The organism is Patescibacteria group bacterium (assembly GCA_038064855.1).
In the GTDB taxonomy this organism is placed as follows: Bacteria; Patescibacteriota; Minisyncoccia; order Ryanbacterales; family GWA2-47-10b; genus SICQ01.
The window spans coordinates 46,099-57,962 of sequence record JBBTSE010000004.1; the positions used below are offsets into that span (position 1 = coordinate 46,099).

Sequence of the window (11,864 nt, forward strand, 5' to 3'; positions counted from 1 at the left end):
CTCCTTTCAGGAACTCTGATGAGAGTATAGCACAGTTTTTTCTTGTGTCAAGATATCGGGCTGCCACAGATCTTGGACAAAGCAACGCACACCCTGCGTCTCAATATTTCTCACCTCTTCTATCGGTAAGTCAGGCGCAAAAAATAACGGCACAAGTCGTATAGCTTCATCATCAAAGCTCATGCCGTCAGGCAAATAAAATGAGAGAAAATATCGATCCCCCTGATCGGTAATGTTGCGCGTAAAACAAAGCTTGATACCTGACAAAAATTCCGCGCGGTGTCGAGGCGCAGGCGCGTCAGCACATGCGTCAATAGGATGTTCATCGGCACTACTACGCAAACGCTCGGCGAGCGCCAACACTTCTTCGGACTGTTCAAAGATACTAGGGGTTTTCATCAAGATATTTATTTGATTCTTGCGCTTTTTTCTCCAAATCATCGGCGACGCCCGATGCTTTCTTTTTTGCATCGATTCCTGACTCGATGAGTGCTCTGTCAGGCACACTGCTACCTGTATCACCTATTGTTTTTGGATTTTCTGCGTCATGAGGTTTCGCACTACCACCTGGCCGCATAAAATATATCATCATCACGATAGCGATGACGATAAGCAACCCAAGCAACATCGAACCTTTTTGGTTCATGTGACTATTGTAATGAAAAGCTAAAAAGAAAAAAGAGGGGTCGCTCTGCAACCTCTCTCCTCGTGAGCATTCTACTCTACTCGTGCTTCTTCATAGCGACTCAACCAATCAGCAAGACGCTGTTCGTCGGCATCATCGAGCGGACCCTTCAAGAGCCTGCGCAACACCGTGCGCATCTCTTGCGCCTGAGCATCATCAAGCCCTAACACTTCTTCGCCGTTTACCATCAAACGGCGTAAGGGATCGTCGAGCTCGAGACTTTCCTCAAACCCAAGATCATTTTCGTGTACCCCTCGCCGCTCATGCAACGCCGCGATGCGATCTTCTACCTCACGCACATCCTGGCGATGTTGCCGCATCTTCGCATCCTCCGCGCTGTGAAATTCCGGATTTGTTTCCATGGGAACTAATTTAACCTAATAGTATGCCTCATAAATAAAATATCAACTGCGTCTTCTATCGAGCGCCATGCCAAGCCCGAGTGCCATCCCCGTCTGCCAGCAGACATACAGCGTAAAAAACTGTTTTTGATACCATAGCTCTGATGCGGGATCGCCCAAAAACCAAGTAAGCCCGAGAGCTGTACCAAATACGACAAGTATTCCAAGCTCTTTTAATTCGAGTCCAAAAAGTAAAATACTAAATGACGCGAGCATGGCAAGCGCACCCGCCCCGCCGGCTATCAAAAACTCGCCATACCTCGGCGCTACATTGGTACCCTCGATCAAAAGCTGTACAGTTTTGACGGCGATAAAGTAACTCGCGGTAGACCCTACGATCCAGAGCGGCAAACGAAAGAGTAGTGTCGCCTCTCTGTCGCGACGCATCAAAATACCTATGGCAATAAAAATACCAAACATGATACCTGCCGTGTACCACGGCGCATCGCTCCATTGGTAGTAATGTTGGAGCGTATCGGTCGCAACTGCCGAGAGAAATCCTGATACCGCACCGAGCGCGCCAAACATAAGTGTGTTAGTAACCTTCATATATAGATAGTTTAATGCCCTCCTAGAGCCAAACAATGCACAAATAGAAAACCCCTCACCTTTCGGTTCGGGGTTCGCTACTATGGGTGTTCTCTGGTTTAATCTCGCCATCATCAGCATATATCTGACAAGTGGGCGGAACTCATAGGTACTTCTCTAGTGTATCAAACCGCTACCGGCGAGTCAAGGGCTCTGGGGATACCGCCCATCAGTCTTTTTTATCGAGCTTATCAAGACCAATCCACTTGACCCCAAAATACACAACAAGCGCTATGACCGTAAAGTCAATAAGCGTGCTGACAAAGTTGCCAACTCCAAATGATACAGGACCTATAGCGAGCTTCGCGTCCTTGAGATTTCCTGCCGCCCCCAATGCGAGACCGATGATGGGGTTTACGAGGTCGTTAACCACCGAGCTTACCACCCTTGATACAGCACCGCCCAAGATAAAACCGACAGCAAGTCCTACTACGCCCTGCTTGCGGACAAAATCGAGAAACCCCCGAAGATGCATGGTTAACAATTATTTAGAAAGGACTGGCGTCTCTCAAAATCTGCTGAGGTGATGGTGTGTTTTCAGCTCCGTTCTCGAGTAGAAGATTATTGATATAGTAAAGCGCGAGCATCCAGATAACAGTTGCGGTGATGACGCCTACCACAAAACCACTCAATGCGGACGCGACAACCTGTCCTAACTTGAAAGCGTATTTTTGTTTGTCATCGGAGACAAACGCCTTTCTTAAAGATGTGTACATAGAATGTATAAAAATAAATAATAAAAAGCTTTAAAAGCAACCTAAAGCCAGTATACCAAGAAATCTCCCCAGCAAAGAGTCACGACAGTGGATAGAAAAAATGAACGCAATGTTAGTATACGGCAATCTTGTACACTTAAAGACCCTATGGTATGAGTAGTTTGGGATTTGACAACAGGAGGTCACATGAAGCCGTTCGGACAATCATGATTGCCGTACTGCTTTGCCTCGCCACCTCGTGCAACGTGCCATCGCTCGACGGCACCGTATCCATCGCTCAACTTACGGGGAGTGAGGCGGATGCGCTCGAAGGCCTTCTCACCGCAATCTACAAACAAGAACTTGGCCGCGGCGTCATCGCATTCTACTCAACTACCTACTACCACATGCCGGAGGAAGATGGCTCCCCCACCATATCCGGAAACGGTGAACTCGATCCTCCCATCACAGTACTCTCTGCAGCGTGTAGTGAAATCGTCACATTTCGAGACGACACCCTCAAGCCTCGCCTCAAGGCAGCAGCTCTTTCAAAAGGGGTCCGCTGGACGCAGGACGGAAAAACGCAAGAGCTCGAGATCGTCGATGCATTCGTCGTGATCGACGAACATGGCGCGGGAGGTACGATGTATGACCGCAATATGATGATCAGCATCGTCCCCGTGCGCCTCAAGGTAACGCGCTGAACAAAACAGCAACACCACTCTTTTTCGTTAAAGGGTGGCTTTTTATTTCAAAATCTTTTTATTGGGTCGCCTATTGGACGAGTTCAGAACTTTGGATTGGGCTCAAATAGAGAATGGCCTTCGCACATTTCAACCTTATACCCTCAGCAGAACTTGAACCTACAATCAAAGTTTAAGCGACTTTAAATATTCGCTCATGGTGTTATGATACCGATCAGTATGTTTAACCTCTATATTGATGAATCCGGTAAACACGATCTTAAAACGATAGACCCACGCGCCCCCCACTTTTCTTTGGCTGGCATCCTAATCCACGATAACGGCAAATCAGATCTGAAAAACAAGGCCAACCAAATTAAATTTAAATATTGGGGAGATGTAAACATTGTTTTCCATGCTAATGACATTAGACAACAAACTGGGGATTTCGCCATATTCAAGGAAAAAAAATCGAAACTTACTATTGATGATTTTTATAGAGACCTATCAACCTTTTTGAATTACACCTTCAAAATCGGGCTGGTTTCAATAAATAAATCAACCTACTTGGCTCATAACCCAGTGGTAGCTCATGCGGTTTTACAGCTCCCGAGCGCTCATCCAGGAAGTAATTGGGAGAAACAAGTTAGGGGAACAGGAAATAATCTTTTAAAAAAAGTTTCGACTGAACTTCTCACAATGTATCTGGATTACTTAAATCGAAAAAAGGCAAATGGCGAAGTCATTATGGAGTCTTCAAATGAAGTTCAAGATACACTAATATACTCGGCCTACAACAGACTTCTAACGAGCGGCTTTCCTCCATTTGGGATGGATGCGACTACAGTGAGAAAGCACTTTACTGGTATCTCATTCGTAACAAAGCAGAACCATGACATAGAGTCACAAGTAGCAGATATAGCCGCTCATTATCTCTCTTTAGAATCCAGACTAAATGACGGGGTTATTTCCTCTTACCATCAAAAATACGACCAAGATATTATTAAAATTTTAAAATCAAAAACTTTTTCTTATAGAAAAGTAGCCAACGGAATACCCGAAAATAGCTACTTTAAAATGTACTAAAATGCAAAATCCCTCTTACGAGGGATTTTGTGAGAGAGTGAGCTCAAAGGCTCGTTCCCATACTGCCTATACTTTACACCGATCAGTGACAGGAAACAACCCCAATTCACTTTAGGGCTGTGTGTTAATCACAGCTATTGAGAATGGCTGAAATGTAAACTAAAGTAAAGAAATGGATGAGAAATTGAAGAAGGGAAAGCCAAAAATCAATGAGAAAGCGGCTAGTTTTGTGGCCGAATTACTCACTACGCGCGGGTTTAAAAAAAGGGTTAATTTAATTCGCAAAAAATTATCCATCCGTTCTCAGAGCATTGATATTACTGAGTTTGATCAACTGGTGATTCGCGATAAATCTCCCCGCATACCGGCAACTATAAAAAATCGTAAGTTATACCTTTCGGAGATCAATGAATTACTAAAAACTTACGGCCTAAGTTCTGAATGGTTTAGCTTCTTTAGCGATTATGTCCTCTTTGGATTTATTGGAGAATTACTAAGGATGAATATGACAAGAAGTTGAAAGAGTACAAAGAAAGGCAGTATGAAGTCGGACAAGAATTAGAGGAACATACGAAGGCAGACGAAAACTATCATATTACCGCTTCTACTGTGTTTTCATTGGCTAATCGGGCTCTTGAGATATTCGAGAGTTCTGAACCACAAGAAAAACGACAGTTACTGGGATTTCTACTTCAGAACTGCCAGCTATCTGGCAAAAACCTTTTGTTTGACGTACGATCCCCCTTCGACACTATCCTCAAAACCGCACATCACTCCTCAATGGGTGGCTAGAGGGAATCGAACCCTCATCTCCGCTTCCACAGAGCGGCGCTCTAACCGCTGAGCTATAGCCACCATGATTACCTCTCAAATCCTTGTGCGCGAGGGGAGACTCGAACTCCCACGGGATTGCTCCCACACGCCCCTCAAGCGTGCGTGTCTACCAGTTCCACCACCCGCGCATGTATTTATAACGTGACTCCGATTATAGCCAATGCCTTCTCGATTTTCAACCTCTTTCTTTTCAGACAAATAACTTCTTTTGAATGATACATTCTACGTAATAATACGAGCGATTCTTGCTTTGCATACTTTAACTGATAAACACCTCCACCTCCACGATTAATATGACCTTTTAACTTGAGAACATTATATAACTTGCCCTGTAACCACATAGTATGCTTTTTACTAGCCGAAGCAAAAACTGTATAAAACATAAAACTCGAACGCCATCGCGGATCATAATAGGAATAAAAAGTGCCATCTCCATCAAAACCTCCCCTCAAGAAATCAAAGAAATATTTATCGGGCATAAAAACTTCAGAGATTGTTTTTGATTTGTTTGGAGAAAGCCCGTGATCTACAAGAAACCTATAAAACTGGACATCGCCGAACTGTACAAAATAATATTTTTTTATCTTACTTGAGCCACTACCTTTCTTAGAAATTTTATTTGTAAGTCCTAAACATTTTTTAAAATTGATTACTAAAACTAGATCTTTAGAAGTAAAACTCATATGTCTTTCATCTTTTGATAAATTACCATCTGTAACAAGTAGACCAATCGCATAGGCAAACTCTGGCGACCATTTAATTTTTACTCTCCCCTTCGGTTTTACTCCTGCCATAACCTTATTGTACCTCAAGCTTATAGCGTATGCCAATCATAAAAAATAAAATCGCCAAACAAAAAGGAGGATATTACTCCTCCTTTTTGGCTTCTACCTTTTTCTCTTCTTTTGGCATCTCAAAGCGTACCTGGCGCATCTTCTTGCGCGTATCGCGCGCAGCCTTGTCGCGGATGTAGTAAAGTTTTGCACGGCGCACGCGGGTTGCGCGGCGTACGATCTCTACTTTTTCAATATTTGGAGAATGCACAGGGAAAATACGCTCAACACCCACACCGGCTGACACTTTGCGTACCGTAAAGGTACCCTCGATGCCCTTGCCGTGTTTTTGAGCGATGATAAGACCCTCGAATGTCTGGAGTCGAGACTTGTCCCCTTCTTTGATCTTCTGTACCACGCGAATAGTATCGCCTGGCTTCATGTCTACCTGTGCTGGCTTCATAGAATCCCTTTATATCACACTATTTTATGGCGCGCAACACTTTGAGCGCACCCTCAAGGTCTGTGGGCAATGACGAGATAAGCTCGAGTTTTTTACCTGATGGCGCCTCAAATGTAAGTGAATGGGCATGCAAAAACTGACGCCCGAGACCTGTAGGACACATATAGCGCTTGCCACCATAAAGCTTGTCACATGCCACCGGATACCCAATGTGTGCGAGGTGCGAGCGGATTTGGTGAGTACGCCCCGTCTTAGGGGAAGCCTCGACCAATGTATATTCGGGTAGGCGTTCGAGTACACGGTAGTGCGTGACGGCTTCGCGTGATCTCCCCTGCCCGCCGCCCACCACACGCTTTTGAAAATTTTTGGTCGAACGCGCAATCGGCTCGTCGATAATGCCATTGTCATTTTGCATCACACCGATCACAAGCGTCTGATATTTTTTCTGGATACCGCTAGTTTGGAAAAGATTTTTTATATACAAAAAAGTCTTTTGATTTTTAGCGACCAACAACACACCCGACGTATCTTTGTCGAGCCGATGCACGATGCCAGGACGCTCAGAGTCTCCTACCTCTTTTACCTCGGGTCTATTTACTAAGAGCCAATCGACGACCGTACCACTCGTATGTGTCGCATCATGATGTACGACAATACCCGCGGGTTTCGCTAGCGCGAGCATATCATCATCTTCATATATAATTTCTAAAGCTTGCATACTTATATGTTAGCTAACAATGATCGCTTCATAATTATTGACAATTGAAAAATATATGCTATTCTCTCTAAGGATTTCGGAGGGCAGTCTTCCGAAAAAGTGCATGAAGGAGAGAAGATATGCGAAGATTCTTGACATTGGTATGCGCGCTTGCGTTCATCGCAGCAGCACGCACCCCGGCCACTGCTACGGTGGTGGTGGTGGATAACCAGGTAGTCGCCACCGAGGCGACACCAGAGGCGGCCATCGATGCTGCAAACGAGGCCTCCGAGGAGAAGTTCGCGGGCTTCGGCTTCGCGCCCGCCCTCATCGGATCGTTCGACATCGGGTCGCATGAGCGCGTCGATACCGCGGAGATCGTGGGAGATCCCAAGGTCGTACGCGTCACGAAGGACAACAACGTGAACGTCGGGTTCGGCCTCGAGAGCCACTACATGTTCCTACCGCCAGCCCGCTTCCTGGGCATTCCTCAGCTCATGGAAGGCAAGTGGGGCGTTGGACCCTATGTGAGTGTGACTCTCGGGTCCAACGACATCATCGACACCGTGGGAGCGGGATTCGTACTCGGACTTCGACGGGATGCCTTCTTCGATGTCGCGACCGATGCCGCGCGTACCAACGGCGACAGCTTCAACATCGGAGTCGGTATCGCGATCGACCCCGATGCAAAAGTTCTTGGAGCCGGCTTCAACTCCAACCAGCCGCCGCCCGCAGGTGAAGATCAAGTCCGCTTCCGCACCACCAGCCAAGTAGGCTGTCAAGTATTCTTCTCTTACCAGTTCAACGTTCTCTGAACCAGCCGGGGAACCGGCAAGCTCTACACCATTAAGGTGTAGAGCATTTTATTTTGTAGACCTTATCTTCTCAGCTATTACTTTTATATCTTCCGTTGGAATATTTGAGACTACCGACTGCACCGAATGGCCGCCATCGCCCGCCCAGCGTGGCATGATATGAAAATGCATATGATCAACCTCTTGGCCTGATACACGCCCGTGATTCATGCCGAGAGTGAACGCATCGGGCCCCAGCGCGCGCTTGACCATGCCAACCACTTTTTGCACTCCTTCAAAAAAAGGGCCAACTTGTTCGCGCGGCAAATCAAGCAAAGTTTCTGCGTGTGTTTTAGGGATCACCATCGTATGCCCTGGTGTGCGCGGATGAATATCAAGAAACGCAAAGACCATATCATCTTCGTATACCTTGTCAGCAGGAATATCACCTTTGACGATTTTGCAAAAAAGACAGATATCCATATATCTATAATGCAGCAATATCCTCGCTTGTAAACCGAAATGTATCGCCGCGTTTGAGCTTGCCTTCCAAAATCTTTTTGGCGATTACTTGCTCTACCTTATCAGCGACCGCACGGCGCATGGGGCGCGCGCCAAAGGTTGGATCGTACCCAATCTCGACCACACGGGCCGCGAGTTCGAGCGTGGGTTCAAAAATAATTTCTTGTTTTTGTAACCTTTTCATTAAGTCTTGTAACAACAACATTGCCACTTCGGTAAGCTCGGATTTATCGAGTGGGCGGTAGACAATGATCGCATCGAAGCGGTTTAAAAGCTCGGGTGAAAAAATACGCTCACGGCGAATCGCATCAATCACACGCCCCTCAATATCCGCAAGCTCTTTACCTTCTTTGAGTAAATCCCAAATAATATTGGCGCCTGCGTTTGATGTGGCGATGATCATCGTCTCGCGCGCTGACACGCGCTTGCCAGCACCATCAGAGAACAACCCTTCGTCGAGAATTTGTAAAAAAAGATTGTGAACTTCTTTAGACGCTTTCTCAAACTCGTCGAAGAGCAAGAGTGAAAACGGTTTTTCGCGCAGGCGTGATGTTAAAATGCCCGGATCATGCGCGTCGCGCGAACCGATAAGTTTTTCGATGCCGTCAGTACCCTGATATTCCGACATATCAAATCGAAACATCGCATCCTCTTCTCCAAAATACGTAAATGCCAATGCTTTTGCGGTCTCAGTCTTACCCACACCTGTGGGCCCTAAAAAGAGAAATGATCCTACAGGTCGCGTACTTGCACGCAGACCCGAGCGCGCCCTGCGCAGCGCATCAGCTACCGCGCGCACTGCCCGCGACTGCCCGATCACGCGCGCGCCGATGAGCTCTTCGAGATGTAAAAGCTTTGAACGCTCTTCGGGCTCGGCAATAGTCGTCGGTATATGAGTCTTTTTCTCTACTACCGTGTCGATATCAGAAGGCATGATGACGATGCGGTCAGCTGGTACTGAAGATGCCGCTTGCTCTAAAAGATCAATAGCTTTCTCGGGCATGGCGCCCGTCGTGATAAACCTATCGGCAAGCTCATGGGCGCGTAAAAGTGCAGGATAGGTAAAAAACTTGCCTGTATGCGGTTCGATAGCGCCGAGTGCGTCTTGCAACATACCAAGTGTGCGCTCGCGCGTTGGCTCTTCGAGTGTTACTTTCTCAAAAAGTTTCATTATCTTGCCGTTAGGTTCGAGGTCGCGATGAAATGAATCCGTATCGGAGAGCGCCACTACCTGTATCGCCGAACCTGCCATATATGGCTCGAGGAGTGAGACGGCGTCCACGCCAAGCTCACTGGCTGACGCAATAAAGCTTGGAAAGTTTTCAATAACCAAAAGAATATTACCTGCCCCCGTCGCTTCGTTAAACATTTGGATCATGAGCCCTTCAAAGGCGCCCTTGACCTGTGCCGATGCCACGACCGACGAGCTGTCAAAAAATACCACTCGTTTGTGTTCGAGCGCCGGATGCGCGCGACCCGTGCGGATCCATTCGGTAAGTCCTTCGAGTACTGCGTGCTTACCTGAACCTTCTTCCCCTACCAACAGCACATTGGCCTGCGAATTGCGCGCGAGCACTTCTTCGATGCGTTCTATCTCATCTTTGCGAGCTTCTCTGGCAAAATGCGTCGTCGCATATGAAAGATCGTGCGAATACTGGTTAAGCGTCCAGGTATACCCAAAGCCCAAATCTTTTCCGATGCCGGGTATGCGCGAGAGTCGTGCTCTCATCCACCAACGCGTATGGGCGTACTCTTCTTCAAATTCTGCTTCTACCCACAATGCCGCTCCCTCCAAATCTTCACGCTTGACTTCGTGTGCGAATAAAAATTCGGCAAATGCTTTATCAGCATCAATCGCAAAAGTCAGCACGCGCGCGACAGTCAGCATTTGCTCTTTGTCCGCGATCGCCTCGATTGTCACCTGTGGCGCATCCGTGGTGGGATATGCTTTGAACCAAGCATCAAAATCGCCACGCGCGATACCAAGACGAAAGAGCAAAAGATGAAACGCGTCGGTACCCGCGAGCGCACGCCACCATTCACGAAATGAAAGTTTGTCATCGGGCCCGCGTGGCATGAGCGCCCAGAGGCGCAGTATCTCGGAGGACACCGCTATGCGCCCCGACCCTACGGTAACCATCTCGCGTACCAGCGCGCTGCGATAATAAAACTCGAGAAACCCAAAAAAGAAAAAGAATGAAAATGCGATGAGCCCCGCACCCGCCGCCTTGTCGATATGAGGGATGCTGACGGACAATAGGTTTGCTGCTACAAAAAATCCGACACCCACGATACCGACAAACAAAAATATTTTGACCAGCATCCCCCGTGCGCCTGTCGAGAGCGTCTGCTCAATACACAAAATATGTCTGCGCGGAATCATATCAGAAAACGATTATCCATATACCACTAAGGAAAAGTGCGGGGATCACTATTGGGCTCAATAGCGCGGTGCACAAAATACAGAAACCAATAGCAAACGCTACAACCTGTACTACAAGACCCGCGCTGATAAATACCAATCGTACCAACGCGCCCACAAAACGCATCAAGATATTGATCGCGAACACTTCAAAAATATCCTCGAGATCAAATCCTTGTTTTTTACGCTCGCGCATGCGGTGAAATGGTGAGAATAGACTACGAGCAAGCTCGGGTACCGAAAAAAAGTGCAATAAAAACCAATGCACATTCATCCACGCCTCAAGCATCAGTACAAGTCCTGCCTCGTACTGCCACCAAAGATATTCCCCCACGACCAGGGCGCTATTCATGCGTTTAGTATATCACGCACCAAACCTGCGTTCACGGCTCTGAAAGTCTTTTATAGCGCCCTCAAAATCATCCGGCGTAAAATCAGGCCAAAGTTTTTCGGTAAAGTGTAGCTGCGCATCCGCTGTATCCCACATCATAAAACCGGCTGACAGGTGTGGGTCGCCCCCCGTGCGAACAACGAGATCTACCGGAGGCAAGTCGCGCGTCCACAAATAATCTTTGGGAGAAGTAAATGGTTTGCCCGAACTCATCGCCGCCTCAAACGCGCGTGTCATCTCAGTCTTGCCGTCATAACACAGCATCAAATTCATAATATGCTGTTTGCGATCCTTGGTCTCTTCTATAAGTCGCTCGCCAGTTTCTACTAAACTTTTTGGAAAAAGAGTCCGCCACTCACCAACGATTGATATGCGCACATCATGTTCTTTGAGTCGTGGGTTTTTGAGCGCGTCTAATAAAGCTTTTGAGAAAGCTTTGAGTAAAAATTCCACTTCGGCTGCCGGGCGTTTTTTGATATTGTCGACACTCATTCCCCAAAAGGACACGCAAAAAATATTGAGATCAAGTGCACGATCAATAACTTTTTCGTATGCGGTGATACCTTCTTTGTGTCCAAGCCATGGGAAGAGGCCTTTCCCTTTCGCCCACCTGCGGTTGCCGTCAGGAATAATGGCCACATGCCCTACGGAGTAATCTTGCATGATGTTCTCTAGTATAGCCATAGAACGCCCTTGAGGGAAGATTTGGCTAGGGACTTTCCGCATAAGGGTAAAAATGATACGATGACCGCGTCATATGGCCCTATCGTCTAATGGTTAGGACAGCGCTCTTTCAAGGCGTAAATACGGGTTCGATTCCCGTTGGGGCC

The 11,864-nt window shown here is 47.1% G+C and carries 17 protein-coding genes and 3 tRNA genes; 5 read left to right on the forward strand and 15 right to left on the reverse strand.

Annotation, left to right across the window (positions count from 1 at the left end):
- Positions 1–6 precede the first annotated feature (6 nt).
- From AAB417_01570 to AAB417_01595, 6 genes are all read right to left on the reverse strand, one after another.
- Positions 7–399 (reverse strand): hypothetical protein, encoded by a 393-nt coding sequence (locus AAB417_01570; protein MEK7630698.1) that lies wholly within the window; start codon positions 397–399, stop codon positions 7–9.
- Complete coding sequence (locus AAB417_01575) at positions 386–646, reverse strand: hypothetical protein (protein MEK7630699.1); 261 nt, start codon at positions 644–646, stop codon at positions 386–388. Before AAB417_01575 ends, AAB417_01570 begins: the two co-directional genes overlap by 14 nt.
- A 71-nt stretch (positions 647–717) precedes the next feature.
- Entirely contained in the window at positions 718–1,047 is a 330-nt protein-coding gene (locus AAB417_01580) for a hypothetical protein (GenBank protein MEK7630700.1), read from the reverse strand.
- Between the two features lie 42 nt (positions 1,048–1,089).
- A complete protein-coding gene (locus AAB417_01585; protein ID MEK7630701.1) occupies positions 1,090–1,635 on the reverse strand; it encodes a hypothetical protein in 546 nt (181 codons plus the stop codon).
- Between the two features lie 208 nt (positions 1,636–1,843).
- Entirely contained in the window at positions 1,844–2,149 is a 306-nt protein-coding gene (locus tag AAB417_01590) for an MscL family protein (GenBank protein MEK7630702.1), read from the reverse strand.
- A 13-nt stretch (positions 2,150–2,162) separates the two neighbouring features.
- Positions 2,163–2,390: a hypothetical protein gene (locus tag AAB417_01595; protein MEK7630703.1), complete on the reverse strand. Its 228-nt coding sequence runs from the start codon at positions 2,388–2,390 to the stop codon at positions 2,163–2,165.
- 152 nt (positions 2,391–2,542) lie between these two features.
- Here AAB417_01595 and AAB417_01600 point away from each other — a divergent pair, with 152 nt between their 5' ends.
- The 3 genes from AAB417_01600 (at position 2,543) to AAB417_01610 (ending at position 4,658) form a co-directional block, all read left to right on the forward strand.
- Entirely contained in the window at positions 2,543–3,073 is a 531-nt protein-coding gene (locus tag AAB417_01600) for a hypothetical protein (protein ID MEK7630704.1), read from the forward strand.
- 219 nt (positions 3,074–3,292) lie between these two features.
- Complete coding sequence (locus tag AAB417_01605; protein ID MEK7630705.1) at positions 3,293–4,138, forward strand: DUF3800 domain-containing protein; 846 nt, start codon at positions 3,293–3,295, stop codon at positions 4,136–4,138.
- A gap of 172 nt (positions 4,139–4,310) precedes the next feature.
- Complete coding sequence (locus AAB417_01610) at positions 4,311–4,658, forward strand: hypothetical protein (GenBank protein MEK7630706.1); 348 nt, start codon at positions 4,311–4,313, stop codon at positions 4,656–4,658.
- 263 nt (positions 4,659–4,921) lie between these two features.
- Here AAB417_01610 and AAB417_01615 read toward each other — a convergent pair.
- From AAB417_01615 to AAB417_01635, 5 genes are all read right to left on the reverse strand, one after another.
- Positions 4,922–4,993, reverse strand: a tRNA-His gene (locus AAB417_01615).
- A gap of 23 nt (positions 4,994–5,016) precedes the next feature.
- Positions 5,017–5,100 (reverse strand) — tRNA-Leu (locus tag AAB417_01620).
- Positions 5,101–5,106: 6 nt separating this feature from the next.
- Positions 5,107–5,766 (reverse strand): hypothetical protein, encoded by a 660-nt coding sequence (locus AAB417_01625; GenBank protein ID MEK7630707.1) that lies wholly within the window; start codon positions 5,764–5,766, stop codon positions 5,107–5,109.
- Between the two features lie 73 nt (positions 5,767–5,839).
- Positions 5,840–6,208: a 50S ribosomal protein L19 gene (gene rplS, locus AAB417_01630; protein ID MEK7630708.1), complete on the reverse strand. Its 369-nt coding sequence runs from the start codon at positions 6,206–6,208 to the stop codon at positions 5,840–5,842.
- 19 nt (positions 6,209–6,227) lie between these two features.
- Positions 6,228–6,926: an RluA family pseudouridine synthase gene (locus AAB417_01635; GenBank protein MEK7630709.1), complete on the reverse strand. Its 699-nt coding sequence runs from the start codon at positions 6,924–6,926 to the stop codon at positions 6,228–6,230.
- A gap of 119 nt (positions 6,927–7,045) precedes the next feature.
- Here AAB417_01635 and AAB417_01640 point away from each other — a divergent pair, with 119 nt between their 5' ends.
- Positions 7,046–7,720 (forward strand): hypothetical protein, encoded by a 675-nt coding sequence (locus AAB417_01640; GenBank protein MEK7630710.1) that lies wholly within the window; start codon positions 7,046–7,048, stop codon positions 7,718–7,720.
- A 48-nt stretch (positions 7,721–7,768) separates the two neighbouring features.
- On the opposite strand, the gene AAB417_01645 is transcribed toward AAB417_01640, so the two are convergent.
- From AAB417_01645 to uppS, 4 genes are read right to left on the reverse strand one after another with little or no spacing between them, the layout of a single operon-like run.
- Positions 7,769–8,182 (reverse strand): HIT family protein, encoded by a 414-nt coding sequence (locus AAB417_01645; protein ID MEK7630711.1) that lies wholly within the window; start codon positions 8,180–8,182, stop codon positions 7,769–7,771.
- Between the two features lie 4 nt (positions 8,183–8,186).
- Positions 8,187–10,604, reverse strand: a complete 2,418-nt coding sequence (locus AAB417_01650; protein MEK7630712.1) for an ATP-dependent Clp protease ATP-binding subunit — start codon at positions 10,602–10,604, stop codon at positions 8,187–8,189.
- Between the two features lies 1 nt (position 10,605).
- On the reverse strand, positions 10,606–10,995 hold the full coding sequence (locus AAB417_01655) for a hypothetical protein (protein MEK7630713.1): 390 nt from the start codon (positions 10,993–10,995) through the stop codon (positions 10,606–10,608).
- Between the two features lie 12 nt (positions 10,996–11,007).
- A complete protein-coding gene (gene uppS, locus AAB417_01660) occupies positions 11,008–11,697 on the reverse strand; it encodes a polyprenyl diphosphate synthase (protein MEK7630714.1) in 690 nt (229 codons plus the stop codon).
- Positions 11,698–11,793: 96 nt separating this feature from the next.
- On the opposite strand from uppS, the gene AAB417_01665 reads away from it, so the two are divergent.
- A tRNA-Glu gene (locus AAB417_01665) sits at positions 11,794–11,864 on the forward strand.